At 63.3% G+C, this 18,483-nt stretch carries 15 protein-coding genes; 4 read left to right on the top strand and 11 right to left on the bottom strand.

Translation table 11 applies throughout. The features are described from left to right. Positions 1-27: 27 nt before the first annotated feature. Positions 28-1,473: a hypothetical protein gene (locus X750_RS161975; protein ID WP_023703663.1), complete on the bottom strand. Its 1,446-nt coding sequence runs from the start codon at positions 1,471-1,473 to the stop codon at positions 28-30. A gap of 331 nt (positions 1,474-1,804) precedes the next feature. On the opposite strand from X750_RS161975, the gene X750_RS161970 reads away from it, so the two are divergent. Further along, positions 1,805-2,722, top strand: a complete 918-nt coding sequence (locus tag X750_RS161970) for a membrane protein (protein ID WP_023700421.1) — start codon at positions 1,805-1,807, stop codon at positions 2,720-2,722. A 91-nt stretch (positions 2,723-2,813) separates the two neighbouring features. Here the strand turns inward: X750_RS161970 and X750_RS161965 are convergent, their stop codons facing one another. The 10 genes from X750_RS161965 to X750_RS161925 all read right to left on the bottom strand — a co-directional run bounded on the left by X750_RS161965 (position 2,814) and on the right by X750_RS161925 (position 14,828). Then, positions 2,814-4,211: an NAD(P)(+) transhydrogenase (Re/Si-specific) subunit beta gene (locus X750_RS161965; protein WP_023671337.1), complete on the bottom strand. Its 1,398-nt coding sequence runs from the start codon at positions 4,209-4,211 to the stop codon at positions 2,814-2,816. Positions 4,212-4,217: 6 nt separating this feature from the next. Then, positions 4,218-4,646: an NAD(P) transhydrogenase subunit alpha gene (locus tag X750_RS161960; protein ID WP_023695931.1), complete on the bottom strand. Its 429-nt coding sequence runs from the start codon at positions 4,644-4,646 to the stop codon at positions 4,218-4,220. Further along, on the bottom strand, positions 4,643-5,920 hold the full coding sequence (locus X750_RS161955; RefSeq protein WP_023746548.1) for a Re/Si-specific NAD(P)(+) transhydrogenase subunit alpha: 1,278 nt from the start codon (positions 5,918-5,920) through the stop codon (positions 4,643-4,645). Before X750_RS161955 ends, X750_RS161960 begins: the two co-directional genes overlap by 4 nt. A gap of 101 nt (positions 5,921-6,021) precedes the next feature. After that, a complete protein-coding gene (locus X750_RS161950) occupies positions 6,022-6,246 on the bottom strand; it encodes an aa3-type cytochrome c oxidase subunit IV (protein WP_023671340.1) in 225 nt (74 codons plus the stop codon). A 164-nt stretch (positions 6,247-6,410) separates the two neighbouring features. Next, complete coding sequence (locus X750_RS1000000163980; protein ID WP_023671341.1) at positions 6,411-6,560, bottom strand: DUF3096 domain-containing protein; 150 nt, start codon at positions 6,558-6,560, stop codon at positions 6,411-6,413. Between the two features lie 99 nt (positions 6,561-6,659). After that, positions 6,660-7,430, bottom strand: a complete 771-nt coding sequence (locus tag X750_RS161945; protein ID WP_023683521.1) for a hypothetical protein — start codon at positions 7,428-7,430, stop codon at positions 6,660-6,662. 167 nt (positions 7,431-7,597) lie between these two features. Beyond that, positions 7,598-9,913, bottom strand: coding sequence for an EAL domain-containing protein (locus X750_RS161940; protein WP_023714564.1), 2,316 nt, complete (start codon positions 9,911-9,913; stop codon positions 7,598-7,600). A gap of 91 nt (positions 9,914-10,004) precedes the next feature. Continuing rightward, on the bottom strand, positions 10,005-13,475 hold the full coding sequence (locus X750_RS161935) for an indolepyruvate ferredoxin oxidoreductase family protein (RefSeq protein ID WP_023746549.1): 3,471 nt from the start codon (positions 13,473-13,475) through the stop codon (positions 10,005-10,007). 221 nt (positions 13,476-13,696) lie between these two features. Next, positions 13,697-14,227, bottom strand: coding sequence for a hypothetical protein (locus tag X750_RS161930; RefSeq protein ID WP_023746550.1), 531 nt, complete (start codon positions 14,225-14,227; stop codon positions 13,697-13,699). Then, complete coding sequence (locus tag X750_RS161925) at positions 14,220-14,828, bottom strand: CGNR zinc finger domain-containing protein (protein WP_023746551.1); 609 nt, start codon at positions 14,826-14,828, stop codon at positions 14,220-14,222. The genes X750_RS161930 and X750_RS161925 overlap by 8 nt, the downstream gene beginning before the upstream one ends. Positions 14,829-14,976: 148 nt before the next feature. Between X750_RS161925 and X750_RS161920 the strand changes: the two genes are divergently transcribed. From X750_RS161920 to X750_RS161910, 3 genes are all read left to right on the top strand, one after another. Further along, positions 14,977-15,882, top strand: coding sequence for a branched-chain amino acid ABC transporter permease (locus tag X750_RS161920; RefSeq protein ID WP_023746552.1), 906 nt, complete (start codon positions 14,977-14,979; stop codon positions 15,880-15,882). 197 nt (positions 15,883-16,079) lie between these two features. Beyond that, the gene (locus X750_RS161915; RefSeq protein ID WP_023683517.1) at positions 16,080-16,685 is read left to right on the top strand and encodes a TRAP transporter small permease subunit; all 606 of its coding nucleotides are present in this window, start codon (positions 16,080-16,082) and stop codon (positions 16,683-16,685) included. After that, positions 16,682-18,460 carry a TRAP transporter large permease subunit gene (locus X750_RS161910; RefSeq protein WP_023746553.1) on the top strand — a complete coding sequence of 593 codons (1,779 nt, stop codon included), beginning with the start codon at positions 16,682-16,684 and terminating at the stop codon, positions 18,458-18,460. Before X750_RS161915 ends, X750_RS161910 begins: the two co-directional genes overlap by 4 nt. Positions 18,461-18,483: the final 23 nt, after the last annotated feature.

Raw genomic sequence — 18,483 nt, forward strand, 5'->3', positions numbered from 1 at the left:
GCCTTGCCGCCGGAGCTCCACTCCGGGTCAGGCCTTTGGCTCCAGCTTCCGACCAAGGTCCACCGCGTCGCGCAGCACTTGCAGATGCGAGCGCGGCGCGGTGCCCGCCGGCAGGGCGATTTCGACGCCGTTTGCCGTCGATGACCAATAAAGCGTGTGGGTGAAGATACGGCCAAGTGAGCTGCGAAGCTCGATCTGGATGTTCTCCACACCGGGGCCGAAGTTTTCCGTCATCGGACCGGAAATCGGATCGCCTGTCGCCCAGCCATTGCCGCGGTCGTAGACGTTCGTCCAGCGCGTTGCCGCAAACACCGCGCCATGATGCACCGCGCGCTGCGCCTTGCCTTGGCTGTGTCCTTCCCGGTAAAGCACGGTGCCGCCGGGGCGCCCGTCATCGGCAATCGGCGGGCAAGCCGAGAACAGGCGCTCGGCAAGGCCACGCCTGAATTCCGCGAGATTGTAGGTCACCAGGAATTCGCTGTGGGAGAGCGGACTGCCAAGCGTGACGAAATCGCTGATCTTCCAGGGCAGCGGGTGGTCGGCGTCCTTGGTCCGAAGCTGCTGGTAGAGCGCCCATTGACCGCGCCGGAATCCGGCGAGGTCTTCAAGGTTCTTTGGCCACGCTGACCCATCAGAGCCGAGCGTTGCCTTGTCGACGGCCTCGACCGCCGCCAGTTTGGCCTTGTCGCGGACCGCTTCCAGCCTTCGCGGCCGGAACTCGGCCCACAGGATCTGCAGCAAATCATAGGCGATGATCGACCCAAGGCTGTGCGAGACCAGCACGATGCGGTCGTAAGCATCGTCCTTCATCAGCGTCTTGAGCAACGTCAGGCCTCTGTCGCGGATCAGCGCACGCTTCTCGATCGTCGCCGCCTCGGCGCGCACATAAGCGGCGACGTCACCGAAATAGGGCAGGGCGAACTGATCCACCGCCCAGATGACAAAAGAAGCGAGGGTGGTGATCATCAGGCCGGTCGTCAAGGTAACGGCCTGTTGCCAGACCGATGTTGCCAGCACGAGTGCTGCGCCCAGAATGACGATAACGATCAGAAGTGTGGCGACGTAAAGCTTGCGGGCGTCGAGCGGAATGTCGGCGGGCTTGCGCCACAACAGGTTCGTCACCCAGGCGGCCAGCCGGCCGCGCGTCGTGCCTTGCGTGATGTCGGCCCAATAAAGCTCGTAGAAATCGGTACGGCGGCCATCGACGTCGTAGGGCGTGGTGATGCGGCGCAGCTCGTGTGACTTGGTCCGGCTGTCGGGCGTGATCCAGCTCTGGTTGATCGTGGCGCCGGAAACGGCCGGATCGGGAATCTGGGCGTAGGGTGGAGCACGGGTGGGATCGCTGCTCCAGACCGCCTGGACGAATCCCCTCAGCGTACCCATCGGCCGCTGCTCGCCCATGCCGTGCACGATCACCACCGCCTGGCCGGGCTGCGCCTTTTTGTAAGCCAGCGATGCGACAGTCTTGGGCATCAGCGTCTCCGTTGACGACATCCGACGGCGGGATCGCTCATGCTACCCCCGGCTCACCGAGCCAACAATACACGGCAGCCCATGTGGAACTCCGTGAACCAATCCACAGTTTCGCAGTTGTGCCTCGGGCCGCGCGGAAAATAGTTCCGTTCCCGGCAAGCAAATCATTTCATTGCCCTTCGGAACGGAAATCGCTCAGGAACATTGTGACGACATCGATCAATTTCTCGCAGGGAGGCTCTTTATGGGACGCGGTATTTTGCTCTGGTTGCTCGGTATTCCGATCCCGATCATCATTCTCATCATGCTGTTCGTACGGTAGGAGGCGTCGATGCAGTCCACCGTATCGGCTGTCGACGTATCCGCCTCAACGGAATCCTCCGCCCCGGCCGTCAGCTGGGGTCCGATCATCGCCGGCGCCTTCGCGGCCTCGACGCTGACCTTCATCCTCATGCTGCTCGGTTCGGGGCTGGGGCTGACCATGGTCTCGCCGTGGTCCGGCGCCAGTGCCTCGCTGACCACCTTCGCGGTGTCCGGCGCCATCTGGCTCATCATCGTGCAATGGCTGTCCTCCGGGGTCGGTGGCTATCTTGCCGGACGCCTGCGCACCAAATGGGTCGGCATCCACACCGACGAGGTCTATTTCCGTGACACCGCGCACGGCCTCCTCGCCTGGGCGCTGGCGACATTGCTGGTCGTCGGCATTCTCGGGTCGGCGCTGTCGGCAGTGCTTGGTTCAGGCGTGCAGGCGGCTTCTACTGTTGCCTCAGGCGCCGCCATGGGTGCTTCGGCCGGCGCGTCCGCCAATGCCGGCAGCGCACCGGCCGACAATGCAACGTCCTATCTCGTGGATACGCTGTTCCGTCCGGCTGATGCCGCCAGGCTCGCGGCGGCCAATCCGGACAGCGATGCGGCTGCGGCCGGGCAGGCTTCGCGCATCCTCATCGCCAGTGCGGCGGCAGGCGAAGTTTCGGCTGACGACAAGACCTATCTGTCGCAGCTGGTCGCCGCCCGCACCGGGCTTTCCGAGGCCGACGCCAAGGCGCGTGTCGACGCCCTGGTGGCCAGGGTCGAGGACGCCAAGGTCAAGGCAAAGCAGGCCGCCGACGCCGCGCGGAAAGGCAGCGCCACCTTCGCCCTGCTTGGCGCCCTGTCGCTGGTTATCGGCGCCTTCATCGCCAGCGCTGCGGCAGCCCTGGGCGGCAGGCAGCGCGACGACGAGGAAGCGGTTTTCCTGACCAGCCGCTGAACCGGTCTTCAACATCAAAAAGCCCGGTCGAACCGGGCTTTTTTGTTTCCGATGATGGACCGACAACCTTCCAGTGGAAGGTTGCGGCGGCTTAGTGATCCATGGCCTTGACGATTTCCTCGGTCATCTTCTTGGCGTCGCCGAGCAGCATCATGGTGCCGTCCTTGTAGAACAGCGTGTTGTCGATGCCGGCGTAGCCCGAGCCGAGCGAGCGCTTGACGAACAGGCAGGTGCGGGCCTTGTCGACGTCGAGGATCGGCATACCGTAGATCGGCGACGACTTGTCGTCGCGGGCGGACGGATTGGTGACGTCATTGGCGCCGATGACATAGGCGACATCGGCCTGCGCGAACTCGGAGTTGATGTCTTCCAGTTCGAACACTTCGTCATAGGGAACATTGGCTTCGGCGAGCAGCACGTTCATGTGGCCGGGCATGCGGCCGGCCACGGGGTGGATGGCGTATTTGACATCCACGCCATTGGCCTTGAGCTTGTCGGCCATTTCGCGCAGCGCGTGCTGGGCCTGGGCGACCGCCATGCCGTAGCCCGGCACGATGATGACCTTCTGTGCGTTCATCATCAGATAGGCAGCGTCGTCGGCCGAGCCCTGCTTGACCGTGCGTTCGATGCCGTCATCGGCAACCGCCGCGGTCTCGCCGCCGAAGCCGCCGAGGATGACCGAGATGAACGACCGGTTCATGCCCTTGCACATGATGTAGGACAGGATGGCGCCGGACGAGCCGACCAGCGCGCCGGTGATGATCAACGCCAGATTGCCAAGCGTGAAGCCGAGTGCCGCGGCGGCCCAGCCGGAATAGGAATTCAGCATCGAGACGACGACCGGCATGTCGGCGCCGCCGATCGGGATGATCAAGAGGACGCCGAGCGCCAGCGAAGCCGCGACGATCAGCCAGAACACCAGCTTGGCCTCGGTGGTGACCAGAAGCACGATCAGCACGATCAGCGCGATGCCGAGGACCGCGTTGATGATGTGACGGCCGCCGATCATGATCGGCTTGCCCGACATGCGGCCATCGAGCTTGAGGAAGGCGATGACGGAGCCGGTGAAGGTGATGGCGCCGATGGCAACGCCAAGGCTCATCTCGATCAACGCCTGGGCGTGGATGTCGCCATTCGTGCCGATGCCGAAACTTTCCGGCGCGTAGATGGCGGCTGCCGCTACCATGACGGCGGCAAGGCCGACCAGCGAGTGGAAGGCGGCGACCAGCTGCGGCATCGAAGTCATGGCGATGCGGCGCGCTGTAACGGCGCCGACGCCGCCGCCGATGGCCAGACCAAGCACGATCAGGCCGAAGCGCCCGGCGGACGGAGTCGCCAGCGCCAGCGTGGTGGCAATGGCAATGCCCATGCCGATCATGCCGTAGAGATTGCCTTGGCGGCTGGTGGTCGGATGCGACAGGCCGCGCAGCGCCATGATGAACAGGACGCCGGAGACCAGGTAGAGGAAGGACGCGAAGTTGGCGTTCATGGCTCTCTACCGGTCCTTCTTCTTGTACATGGCCAGCATGCGCTGGGTGACCAGGAAGCCGCCAAAGATGTTGACCGAGACCAGCATCAGCGCGACGAAGCCGAAGCCGGTGGCAATGCCGGAGGCCGAGATGCCGACGGCCAGCAGCGCGCCGACGACGATGACCGAGGAGATGGCGTTGGTGACCGCCATCAGCGGCGTGTGCAGCGCCGGCGTCACCGACCAAACGACGTAGTATCCGACGAAGATCGCAAGTACGAAGATGGCGAAGCGGAAGACGAAGGGATCGATGGCGCCGCCGGACAGTGCGTGCGCGGCATCGCCCGCCGCATCGACGCCACCGGGCGCGTTGGCCAGGTTCTGCACAGCCAGCCGGACGGCGGCACTTGCCTGGTCGAGCTGATCGAGGGCTTTCTGCAAGGTCTGATCCATCACGCGATCCCCTTCGGCTTGGCGGCGGACTTGCCGGCAGTGGCTTTGTCGGACGCCTTTTTCGGTGCAGCCTTCTTCGGCGTGGCATCAGCCACCATGGTCTCGGCCGGCATGGCCGCCGGTTCGATATGGGGCTGTTCCGCCGCCTTGGCGAAGGCCGGATGCACCACGCGGCCAGCGTCGGTCAGCATCGTCGCCTTAACCAGATCGTCTTCGCGGTTGATGGCGAGCGTCTTGCTGGTCTTGTCGACCAGCGTCTCGAGGAAGGCGAACAGGTTCCTGGCGTAGAGCAGCGAGGCCGATGCGGCGACGCGGCCGGGCACGTTGAGGTGGCCGACGATCTTAACGTTGTTGGCCGTCGTCACCACCTGACCCGCAACCGCGCCTTCGACATTGCCGCCGCGCTCGACGGCGAGGTCGACGATCACCGAACCCGGCTTCATCGAGGCGACCATCGCCGCCGACACCAGCTTCGGCGCCGGCCGGCCGGGGATCAGCGCCGTGGTGATGACGATGTCCTGCTTGGCGATGTGCTCAGCGGTGAGCGCTGCCTGCTTGGCCTGGTACTCCTTCGACATTTCCTTGGCGTAGCCGCCGGCGGTCTCGGCCGCCTTGAACTCCTCGTCCTCGACGGCGAGGAACTTTGCGCCAAGCGACGCCACCTGTTCCTTGGCGGCGGGACGAACGTCGGTGGCGGTGACGACAGCGCCGAGACGGCGCGCCGTGGCGATCGCCTGCAGGCCGGCAACGCCGACGCCCATGATGAAGATCTTCGCCGCCGGCACGGTGCCGGCCGCAGTCATCATCATCGGCAGCGCGCGGTCATACTCCGATGCGCCGTCAATCACGGCCTGGTAGCCGGCGAGATTGGCCTGCGACGACAGCACATCCATCGACTGGGCGCGGGTGATGCGCGGCATGAATTCCATCGAGAAGGCGGTGATCCCAGCCTCGGCAAGCGCCGCGACCGCGGCATCATTGCCGTAGGGATCCATGATGGCAATGACCGCCGCACCCGATTTGTAGCCCTTCAACTCGGCATCGGTCGGCCGGCGCACCTTCAGCACTACATTCGCCCGGCTCGCATCCGAAGCCTTGCCGATCGCGGCGCCCGCCTTGGCGAACTCCTCATCGGGAATGCGCGACCTGGTGCCGGCGCCCGTCTCGACGGTGACGTCGAAGCCCAGCGCCGCCAGCCGCTTCACGGTATCGGGCGAGGCCGCGACACGAGGCTCGCTGGCATCGAGCTCGCGAGGGATGAAAACCGTCTGTCCCACCGCATGATCCTTTCGGCTGGAACCTGTTTGCGCAAGAGTGCGGCTTTGCGAAAGAGTGCGGCCGGATGTCCGGCTACGCCCTTGGCAAGGGTCTGAAGAGACTATCGGAGAATGAAGGCGCCGAGGGCTAGGATCAGCACGAACAGGATGGTCGCGGAGAAGAAACCGCCTGCGAAGAAGCCGAAAGCCATGGCCAGGAGCAGGGCGCCGCAGAACAGCGAGCCGTATTTGGCCAGCGCCAGAAAGCCATGATAGGTGCGGTCATGTTCGGCATAGTCCATCTTCGCGCCCAGTTCGACAGGACCGGTCGGCGTGTGATCAGCCATAGGAATACCCCTTCGAAGACATCTTTGAGGCACATAGCGAAAAGCCGGGCCAAGAGCAATGGCGCTATTGCCGCACGACCAGTGACAACAGCCTCAAAGGAATGTTGAAAGCCGGCGATAGGGCTTGTCGCCGGCCTAACGTCGAACGTTGAGGGTTTTGCGTTTCAACCGGCCAGATGCGGAAACAGCCCGAGCAGCCCAATGACGATCAGATAGAGCGCGACGATGTAGTTGAGCAGCCGCGGCATCACCAGGATCAGCACGCCGGCAATCAGCGAGATCAGCGGGGTCAGTGCTAGCTCGGGAATATGCATGTCGGTTCCTTTCTATGGCCGCGTCGGCGTCATCCAGAACGCGGAAGCGGCGGGAAAGCTCCAGAGTTCGCGTGCCAAATTACGCAGGCTTCAGTGGTGTCAGGCGGCTTCGCGGAAAAACTTGGCGGTGGGCAGGATGGTTAGCGGTGCGAGTTCGCCGCTCTTGGGGCGTTGGAAGAGCATGCGCTGCTCGAACGCCGTGGAGTTGAAGAACGGGAAGCGATCCAGCGTCGCCTGCATGTTTTCGGAGCACTTCGACTGGAACAGATGCACGGGAACGGTGAGACCGGGATAGATGCGCGGGGGCACCGCCTGCTCGGAACGGAAGATGCGATGATAGAAGCCGGCATGCTCTTCCTTGACCGCCGTCAGGCAATATGTCGGTTTGAAGTGGCTGCAAGCTACGACCGCAAGCCTGAGCGTCACGTAGGGCAGCACGCGCAGGCTGGTCGACCACTCGATATCGGCAGCGAAACGGCTTGGATCGACGAACGTCTCGCCAACTGCCAGCCGCCGCGCCAGCGTGTCGCCGAACACGGCGGTGCTGGGGGAAACAGGGTATTTCGCGCAGGCGTAGTGGATTCTGATGGTGCTGACCAGAACACCATCGAAGAACACGCCAAATCGGTAGGAATTGCGCAGATCGTCGAAGTCGTCCTTTACCATACGCGAGGCATCGGGCTTCACCATGCCAGCATGAAGGTAGGATTTGTAGCGAAGTCGATAGATGGCTTCCAAATCCTCGGCACCGTCGCAAAGGCGATACTCGACGTGCTCCAGGACGTCCATGATATGACGAGAAAACACCGAAGGAGACTGAGCGGTGGCCCTAGAAGCCACCAGAGGCATACCTGCTAGCTGAGTTTCCATTGTTACCCTCGTGCCGTCGCAACTAAACCATACCGGACGACCGAATGAACAAGAAGATGAAACTCTAATCGTCTGTGTTTACCGAATATTAACGTTAACAATAGGTTAACGTTTTGGCAATTCACAGCTTTTGTGACGGCTTTCAAGCGCGATTTAAAGGTTGGGCTTCATGTGGTCGCGAGTTTGGCGACGGGCCGCAATTCCGCGGCGAAGGGCCAGGTCACATTGGACATCGTTTCGATGCCGGACGCGCTGAGAGCTGCGCCGAAGAGGAAGCCCTGGACGAGGTCGGGTTTCACCGAATGCACCAGGATCTTCAGCTGTTCGAACGTTTCCACACCTTCGATGGTGACGGTCAGCCCGAGCACGCGGGTCAGGTCGACGATGCCCTTCAACAAGTCGAGCGAACGCTTGTTCTGGGTCACGTCCATCAGGAACGAACGGTCGATCTTGATCTTGTCGAGCGGCAGCTTGTGGAGGTAGCTCAGGCTTGAATAGCCGGTGCCGAAATCGTCGAGCGCGATGCGCACGCCAAGCTGCTTCAGTTCCTCGATATACTGGCGCGTCAGCGATTTGTCGTCGAGCAGCGCGGTTTCGGTGACTTCGATCTCGAGGCGGCCGGCGGCGAGCCCCGAAGTGGCAAGCGCGTCGCGAACCTTCTGGACGACGTCGCGGCTGCGGAAATCCTTGGCCGAAAGGTTGACCGAGACGCTGGTCTGTGCGGGCCATTTGGCGCATTCGGCGCAGGCCGCCGCGAGCACGAAGGTGCTGATCTCGGAAATGATGCCCATTTCTTCGGCCAGCGGAATGAAGACGCTGGGCGAAACCGGCCCAAGGTCGGGATGATCCCAGCGGCACAGCGCCTCGCAGCTGGCGATGCGCATGGTGTTCATCGCCACGATGGGCTGATAGACCACCCGCAAGGCCTTGCCTTCGACCGCCGTGCGCAGGTCGGCCTTCATCATCTGGCGGTTGCGGAACGCCGCATCCATCGCCGCCTCGAACAGTCGCCAGTTGTTCTTGCCGAGTTCCTTGGCCTTGTAGAGCGCCAGATCCGCCTTGACGATCATGGCGTCGACATCGGTGTCCTCGACCCTGGACAGCACGGCGCCCGCGCTTGCCTGGATGCGCAGGCTGTGACCAGCGACATCGACTTCGCCCTGCAGATCGGCAAAGATCTGGTCGAGCAGGCCGGTCAGATGGCTTTCATCCTCGACGCGGTCGAAGAAGATCATGAACTCGTCGCCGCCGAAGCGGCTGACATTGACGCCTTGCCCGGCGACGGCCGCCAGTCGCTCGGCAACGGCATAGATCAGCCCATCGCCAACCGGATGGCCAAGTGTGTCGTTGACGCTCTTGAAATCGTCGAGATCGAGCACCGCCAGGGCGCACAGCCGGTCGCGGCTGCCCGACGCCATGGCCTCGCCGACGAGCTCATGGAAATAGGCGCGGTTCGGCAGGCCGGTGAGGCTGTCATAGCGCGCCATGAAGCGGATCTTTTCTTCGGACTCGACGCGGGCGGTGACGTCCTCGAAGGTGATGACGCCGAGGTCCTGATTGCCCTCGCGGGCCGAGAACTCGTAGTGCTGGCCATTGGAGAAGGAGACCAGCACCTTGCGGTCACGGCCTTCGCGCAACGCGCGCGTCAGCTGCGCTTCGACATAGCGGCAGTCTTTCGGCGCCAGCATGCCGCCCGCAACGCCGCGCAGGAGCAGCGAATGGATCGACCGCCCGAGCAGCTGGTCGGGAGAGCGCAGCGACATCAGATGCGCGGCTTCGGCATTGCCGACCACGACCTTGCCGTCGGGTCCGAGCATGACCAGGCCATGCGACATGGTGTTGAGTGCGCGGTTGAAGCGCTGCGCGATTTGCCTCGCCTGCTTATGCCCGACCACGGCCGAGAACAGCACGTTGCGCACATGGTCGGCACTGCCCTTGATGATGAACATGAACGGGATGATGAGCAGCCCAAGCACGACACTGGGGATGTCAAACCTGAGGATAAGGGCTGCTGCGATCGGCCCGACGAAGGTTACCGCGAAGATCGTGACCATGCGGGGCGAGCCGTAGTTTCGGCCTACGACCGTGACCAGAGAGCCAAGCGTTATGGCGAGCGCTGCGATCTCGGCATACGCATCCGAGTAGACATAGATCGAAATGAAGCAGAACAGGCCCAGCATCAGCCCCTGGATGCTGCCGTTCAGGATATATTCGCGCTCCCATCGTGTCGCATCCAAGGCATCGTGGATGGAACCACCCAGGCGATGGAACCGCCGCAAGCTGAAATACCGCCAAACGCCGATGCCAAGCAGTGCTCCGGCAAGAACCAGGAAGACAGGCTGGCCGTTGCGCCAATAGACCATAAGGCTGGCGGTTGCGTGGCAAAGCGCGCCAATGACCAGCATATGCGCGTTGTCAAACAACGAGCGCACAAACTGGATATAAACATCCACAGGGATGTTATCGGTCTTTGTTCTGCCCATTACTGGCGCCCAACTGAACCACAGCCTTGGCATAGTCCCATTAAAAAACCTTTAGCTCGCGCTGAAGGGCCTGTTTTTCCGGCCCTTTTGGCTACTCAGCGGCTTGTAATGCGCTTGGCTGCACCGGCAACTTGAATCGTTCAAGAAGGCGATTTCGTTCATCCGCCGCCTTTTCGGCGCTGGCCTGCCTGACATGGCCGTAGCCGCGAATGAGCGCCGGCACCGAGGCAAGGGCGATGGCGGCCTCGATCCTGCCTGGCGCAAGTGCTTTGGCGACAAGCTCCAGATCGGCCTCATAGCCGGCCAGAAGCTGCCGCTCCATGCGCCGCTCAGTGCTGTAGCCGAACACGTCGAAGGCCGTGCCGCGCAGGCCTTTCAGCGCCGCCAGCAGGCGAAATCCCTTCATCATCCACGGGCCGAAGCTCGATTTCCTCGGCTTGCCGTCATTGCCGCGCCTGCCCATGATCGGCGGCGCCAGATGAAATTCGAGCTTTTCGTAGCTCTGGAACTGTTTTGAGAGCTCCATAGCGAAGGAGCCGTCGGTGTAGAGCCGCGCCACCTCATATTCGTCCTTGATCGCCATCAGCTTGAACAGGTTTCTGGCGGCGGCCTCGGTCACCGCGGTCGAGCCAGGCACGGCCTTGGCCTCGGCAGCACGCAAAACCGCCAGCTTCTCGGCGTAGCGCCTGCCATAGGCGGCATTCTGATAGGCAGAGAGGAAAGCGACGCGGCGGGCGATGATATCGTCCAGCGTCTTGGCGATCTCAGTGGCCTTGCCCGGCTGGGCGACCAGGCCGCGCACAAACTCCGGCTGATGCGCGGCGCGCCGGCCCCAGCGGAAGGCGGCGATGTTCATCGCCACCGCCTCGCCGTTCAATTCGATTGCATTTTCAACGGCTTGCGCCGACAGCGGCAGCCCGCCATGCTGGAAGGCGAAGCCGAGCATGAACATGTTGGCGCCGAGCGAATTGCCGAACAATTGGGTGGCGGTGCCCGTCGCGTCGAAGAAATGCGTCTTGTCGTCGCCAGCGGCAGCGCGGATCGCCTTCTTCAGGCGCTCGATGGGCAGCGAGAAATCGGCCGAGCGGGCGAACTCGCCAGGCATGATCTCGGCGGTGTTGGCAAGGAAGATGGTATGGCCTTCGCGCACCGCGCCAAGCACCTTCTTGGCGCCGGACACGACAAGGTCGCAGCCGAGTACCAGGTCGGCCTTGCCGGCCGAAACGCGGATCGCGTGGATGTCGTCCGGCGTGCGGGCGATGCGGACATGAGTGAACACCGAACCGCCCTTCTGGGCGAGGCCGGCCATGTCGATCATGCCGCAGCCCTTGTCCTCGAGATGGGCGGCCATACCGAGCACAGCACCTATGGTGACGACGCCGGTGCCGCCGACGCCGTCGATGATCGCCGCCCAACCCTCGCTACCGAGCGGGAATTCGGCTGGCACCGGCACGCCGTCAAGCGGGTCGGAGCGCCCGGCAATGCCTTCGGCCTTCCTGATCTTGGCGCCGTGCACGGTGACGAAGGACGGGCAGAAGCCGTTGACGCAGGAGAAGTCCTTGTTGCAGCTCGACTGGTCTATTCTGCGCTTGCGGCCGAACTCGGTTTCGACCGGCTGGATCGAGACGCAGTTCGATTGCACCCCGCAATCGCCGCAGCCCTCGCAGACCAGTTCGTTGATGAAGACCCGCTTGTCGGGATCCGGGAAGGTGCCGCGCTTGCGGCGGCGGCGCTTTTCGGCGGCGCAGGTCTGGTCGTAGAGCAGCACCGAGACGCCCTTGACGTCGCGCAGCTCGCGCTGAACGAGGTCGAGGTCGTCGCGGTGGTGGATGGTGGCGCCGAAGGGGAATTCGGCCTTCCCCGCATATTTGTCCGGCTCGTCGGTGACGATGGCGATGCGCTCGACGCCTTCGGCGCGCACCTGCCTGGCGATCATGTCGACAGTCAGGCCGCCCTCATGCGGCTGGCCGCCGGTCATGGCGACGGCGTCGTTGTAGAGGATCTTGTAGGTGATGTTGGCATCGGTCGACAGCGCGAAGCGGATCGCCAGCGTGCCGGAGTGATTGTAGGTCCCGTCGCCGAGATTCTGGAAAATGTGGCCGCGCTTGGAGAATGGCGCCTGGCCGACCCATTGTGCGCCCTCGCCGCCCATGGCGGTGAAGCCGACCGTGTTGCGGTCCATCCACAGCGCCATGAAATGGCAGCCGATACCGGCGGCGGCGATCGAGCCGTCCGGCACCTTGGTCGAGGAATTGTGCGGGCAGCCGGAGCAGAAGAACGGCGTGCGCGAACCGATATCGCTGGTGTCGGCAAGCATCGCCTGGAACTGGCGCAGCTTTGCCACCTTTGCAGTGATCTCTTCCGAAGGGCCGATTGTGCGCAGGATGCGCTCGCCCAGCGCAATGGCGATCTCGTTGGGGTCGAGCGCGCCCTTGGCCGGGAACAGCCAGTCGCCGCGCTCGTCCTTCTTGCCGACGATCATCGGCTGGGTGGCGGTGCCGTAGAGGTTTTCGCGCAGTTGCACCTCGATCAGCGAGCGCTTCTCCTCGACGACGACGATGGTGTCGAGGCCGCGGGCGAATTCGGCGATATGCTGCAGATCGAGCGGCCAGGGGCAGCCGACCTTGAACAGGCGGATGCCGATGCGGTTGGCGGCGGCCTCGTCGATGCCGATGTCTTCCAGCGCCTGGCGGACATCGAGATAGCTCTTGCCCAGCGTGATGATACCGAGCTTCGGCGCGCGGCCGCCCGAATAGACGATGCGGTTCAGGCCGTTGGCATGGATGAAGGCGGATGCAGCGGCGCGCTTGTATTCATGCAGCCGCTCCTCCTGGCCGAGCATGTCGATCTCATCGCGGATGTTGAGGCCGCCGGGCGGCATATCGAACTCCGGCACGACGATGTTCAGGCGCTCGAGCGCGGCATCGACGGAGGCCGTGGATTCGATGTTGTCCTTGACGCATTTGATAGCCGCCCAGGTGCCGGCGAAGCGCGACATGGCAAAGCCGTAGAGGCCGTAGTCGATGATCTCCTGAACGCCGGCCGGGTTGAGGATCGGCACCATGGTGTCGACGAACAGGAATTCGGTGGCGTGCGCATTGGTCGATGATTCGGCCATATGGTCGTCGCCCATCAGCGCAAGCACGCCGCCATACTTCGACGTTCCCGCGAGGTTGGCGTGGCGGAAAACGTCGCCGGAGCGGTCGACGCCCGGTCCCTTGCCGTACCAGACCGAAAACACCCCGTCATGCTTGCCTTCGCCCATTAATTCCGTCTGCTGAGAGCCCCAGCAGGCGGTGGCGGCAAGCTCCTCGTTGAGGCCGGGCTGGAAGACGATGTCGGCCTGCGCCAGCTGCTTTTTCGCCCGCCACAGCTGCATATCGAGGCCGCCGAGCGGCGAGCCGCGATAACCGGACACGAAGCCGGCCGTGTTGAGGCCGGCCCGGCGGTCGCGCTCGCGTTGCATCAAAAGCATGCGGATGACCGCCTGTGCGCCGGACAGGAAGATGCGCTCCTTACCAAGATCGAACTTGTCGTCGAGCGCGACGTCGTGCAGCGTCATCAGGCATTTCCTCTGCGGAGACAGCACCGGGGGCGCGCAGCCAACGTAGGAGTGAGATGGCGCAGTCTTTCTCCGCTTGCAAGGCAGGTCAAACGAAATCGAAAGTGCCAGGCAAAGCGCAACGAACGATCCGCTGCCGTCGCGTATTCGGCACGAAATCGGTCCGCGGCGGTTGTCCGGCGACCAGAAATTTCCACGCAGTCGCGCCGGGCAAAGACGCGTCAGCCTTTCGAGCAATCCGGCTTCGGCTCACCCGGCAGCTTGCCGTCGGGATGGCCGGCAAGATCGGGATTGGCCGTATAGAGCTGGTCGACCACCAGCGGCCGGTCGGGAAGGATCGACTGGTCCTCGCTCGACATCAGCGTCGTGTCGATCTTCTGCAGGAACGTGCCGTCAGGACCCCTGATGCTGATCGAAATCGCATAGGGCTTGTCCTTGACGATACAGGTCAGCGCCGGGCTTTCCAGGCTGACCTTGTCGAGCTTCGGCCAGACCTTCTGCTCGATCACCAGGGGAGGACCGCCAGCCGGATTCTGGAAGCTGGCGACCGCAACCTGGCCTTCGCCCATCGGCTGCAGGGGCCGCAGCGTCACGACATAGGTCGCCCGGGCGAGGCGGTAATTGAAGACGACGACCTTGCCGGAAACCTCGAACAGCTTGCCGTCGCCGCCGGTGTCGCGGCAGGCGCCAAGCGCAACGGCTGCAATGAGCGCAGCACCGACAAGGATCGAACGAAAAACAACCCTAAGCATTGTTGACCTCATGTGCCGCCGTGCGGCGGCGATAGTGACGGCTTGCTTTCTGGCGGTTGCCGCACACAGCCATATCGCACCAAAGGCGGCTGGAATTGCGGCTCCTGTCAACGAACAGCCAGCTGCAATTGGGACAGATCCTGAGCCTGGCGACCGTGTCGTCGCGCAGCAGCGACAAGGCCGAAACCGCCAGCGCCGCCTCGAACGCGATCGGCGTCGATGGATCGCCGAACGGTCTACCCGGTGCGCCGATTTCGGCAGGGCTCCGATCGAGGCCGTTGGCGCAGGCCTTGAGAAAAGCGGCGAGGTCGCCGGCGGCAAGCGCACCTTTCGACACCGCGCCGCGAAACAGGCGGTCGGTCGTCTCGCGGATCGCCAGCACCACCGGGGCGATCCTGTCCGGCGAGGTCGCCTCCAGCGGTCTGCCGCCAAGCTCGGCACCGCGAAAGCCGGTTGCGGCGTTGGCGAAGCGCGCGATCTCGGCCGGATCGGCAAAACGGTCGAAAGTCTTTTCCGGATCGTTGCGCAACACCACGGTGTTGGCCGTATCGAGCGCAAGAATGCCGCCGGTGAAGCGATGTGGGGTCCAAGATACTGTCATATCAGAAATCTAACCGATAAATCGCGTTTGACAAGTTAGATTTTACGATGCAAACCTTGGCGCGGGCTCCGGCGCAGGATTTTGTTGAGGCAAGTCGTTGCCCCAAAACCGCTTTGCACTTTTGGGCGACATGCACTGAAAGCTGTCCATGCTCTATTTCTTCCAGCAGGTGCTGAACGGGCTGCATTCCGGCGCGCTCTATGCGCTGCTTGCCTTCGGCTACGTGCTGACCAACGGCATCCTGCACCGGACCAATCTCGCCTATGGCGCGCTGTTCGCCTTTTGCGGCCAGACGATGATCCTGACCGTGGCCTTCGGCTATCAGGTATTGTGGCTGACCTTGCTGGCGGCAGTGGTGCTCGGCGTCGTCACGGCTTTCTTTTATGCCGCGCTGATCGGCCACGTGCTGTCGCGCAGCGTCTTCGAACCGCTGGCCGACCGCACGCCCAATGCCATTGTGGTGACGACGCTCGGCATCCTGCTGGTGCTGTCGGAAGCAAGCCGTATCGCCGCCGACACGCATGATTGGTGGCTGCCGCCGATGCTGGCGCAGCCCATCGTTTTTGCTCAGGATGCCGGCTTCCAGGCGACGCTGACGCTGATCCAGCTCATCGATTGCGCGGTGGTTCTGGCGGCAATCATGCTCGCTGCATGGGCGTTTGCCCGCTCGGGCTTCGGCCGCCGCTGGCGCGCCGTCTCCGACGATCCCAAAGCGGCTGCCATGTGCGGCGTGGACGTGCGTGCAGTGTTCCGGCATGCGGTGCTGTTCGGCGGTTTCTGCGCCGCGCTGGCCGGAATCATGGCCGCCCTTTACTACGGCAATGTCAGCTTCGGCTCCGGCCTTGTCTACGGGCTGAAAATCCTGTTCGTGACGGCGGTGGGCGGCTATCTCTCTCCGCCTCGGGCCGCGCTCGGTGCGGCCGCCTTCGGCATGGCGGAGTCGCTATGGGCCGGCTATTTCCCGGTCGAATGGCGCGATGGCTGGATGTATCTGTTCCTGGTCGCGGCACTTGTGCTGATCGGTCCTGGCCGCGACCAGCAGAAGATCGCCTGATCGCCGCATCCGCTGTCAGACTTTGGTTGCATGACGCAGCAGCCGGTCGGCACTTTATCCCCTGCCTCCCGTCACGACGGCGTTGATCGCGCCATGCCATGTTGACCCGCCGAACCACGCACGGCATACCGTTGGGCCACAGCGGCGCGACGGAAAATAGGGGAGCCGGCGCGCCTTCGACCTGAGGGAGGAAATGCATGGCAGGGCTGCTCGCTCTATCGAGAACGATTGACCGTATGAACGAGTTCATCGGCAGGTGGATATCGTGGCTGATCCTGCTGGCAATCCTGGTCAGCGCCGCCAATGCCATCATCCGCAAGGTCTTCGACGTCTCGTCGAATGCCTGGCTGGAACTGCAGTGGTACCTGTTCGGCGCCGCCTTCATGCTGGCCGCCGCCTATACGCTGAAGCAGAATGACCATATCCGCATCGACATCGTCTACGGCATGTGGTCGCGCCGCGTGCAGCACTGGATCGACCTGCTCGGCCATGTCTTCTTCCTGATGCCGTTCGTGACGCTGATGGTGATCTATTTTGTCCCCTACGTGTCGCTGTCGTTCCGCAGCGGCGAAATGTCGAACAATTCCGGCGGCCTGATCATCTGGCCGGCCAAGGCGATCCTGCTCGTCGGCTTCTTCCTGCTGGCGCTGCAAGGCATCTCCGAGATCATCAAGAAGATAGCCATCATGCGCGGCGACATGGACGATCCCAATCCGTTCATCTCGGTGCACGAACAGGCCGAGCTCGAGGCTAAAGCCCTTGCTGAAGAGGCCAAGGCGCTCGCCCAGGAGGCGCGCCCATGATCGAGTTCATCGCCCAGAACATGGCGCCGATCATGTTCGCTTCGCTGATCATCTTCCTGCTGATCGGCTATCCCGTCGCTTTTTCACTCGCCGCAAACGGCCTGATGTTCTTCTTCATCGGTGTCGTGCTGTCGCCCTATTCGGGCGGCTCGATCAACCTGGCGTGGCCGCTGCTGCATGCGCTGCCCGACAATTTCTACGGCAGCCGGGTGATGTCGAACGACACGCTCTTGGCAATCCCGTTCTTCACCTTCATGGGCATCGTGCTGGAACGATCGGGCATGGCCGAGGACCTGCTCGACACGATCGGCCAGCTGTTCGGCCCGGTTCGCGGCGGCCTTGCCTATGCGGTGATTTTCGTCGGCGCGCTGCTTGCCGCGACCACGGGCGTGGTCGCGGCTTCGGTCATCGCCATGGGCCTGATCTCGCTGCCGATCATGCTGCGCTACGGCTATGACCGACGACTGGCGTCGGGCGTCATCGCGGCATCCGGCACACTCGCCCAGATCATCCCGCCGTCGCTGGTGCTGATCGTTCTGGCCGACCAGCTCGGCCGTTCGGTCGGCGACATGTATGCCGGCGCGCTGATCCCCGGCCTGGTGCTGACCGGCCTTTACACGCTCTACATCCTGATCATGTCGGTCGTCCGGCCGAACTCGATGCCGGCGTTGCCGCTGGCGGCCCGCACGCTTGGCCACGGCGTGCTGTCGCTGCTCGCGGCACTGCTGGTGGCAGTCGCGGCTTCCTATGCGGCCTATCGCTACCTTGCGCCGGCGCATGGCGACAATGCCGATATCCTTGGCGCCAGCATCGGCGTGATCCTGATCTATATCGTGGCGATCGCCGACAAGGGCCTGAACATCAACATGATGTCCAGGTTGGCGCAGCAGGTGATCATCGTTTTGATCCCGCCTCTGGCGCTGATCTTCCTGGTGCTGGGCACCATCTTCCTCGGCATCGCCACCCCGACGGAGGGCGGCGCCATGGGCGCGGTTGGCGCCCTGGCGATGGCGGCAATGAAGGGGCGGTTGTCGCTGGATGTCATCAAACAGGCGCTCGCGTCGACCACCAGGCTTTCCTCCTTCGTGCTGTTCATCCTGATCGGCGCGCGGGTGTTCTCGCTGACCTTCTACGGCGTCAACGGCCACGTCTGGGTCGAGCATTTGTTGACGTCGCTGCCGGGCGGCGAAGTCGGCTTCCTGATCGGCGTCAACATCCTGGTCTTCGTGCTCGCCTTCTTCCTCGACTTCTTCGAGCTCGCCTTCATCATCGTACCGCTCTTGGCGCCGGCTGCCGATAAGCTCGGCATCGACCTGATCTGGTTCGGCGTGCTGCTCGGCGTCAACATGCAGACAAGCTTCATGCACCCGCCCTTCGGCTTCGCGCTGTTCTACCTGCGCTCGGTTGCTGCCCGCGTGCCCTATCTCGACCGCCTCACCGGCAAGCAGATCGCGCCGGTGACCACCGGCCAGATCTATTGGGGCGCCGTGCCCTTCGTATGCATCCAGGTGATCATGATCGGGCTGACCATCGCCTTCCCGCAAATGGTCATGCGCTACAAGGGTGCGGCCGTCGATCCGGGAGCGATCGAGATCAACTTGCCTGATATGCCGGGCCTTGCGCCTCTCGGCACACCACCACCAGCCAACGGTGGCGCGTCACCCGCGGCGCCACCGTCGAACGATCTCTCGCAGCCGCCGAATTTCGGCGAGACGCCGCCCGCCAAGCCGGCGGCGCCGGCGACCGACCTGTCGCAGCCGCCGAACTTCAACTGATGTGTGAACACTGAGAACCTGAG

Origin of the sequence: Mesorhizobium sp. LNJC391B00 (assembly GCF_000502535.1) — a bacterium.
GTDB lineage: Bacteria > Pseudomonadota > Alphaproteobacteria > Rhizobiales > Rhizobiaceae > Mesorhizobium.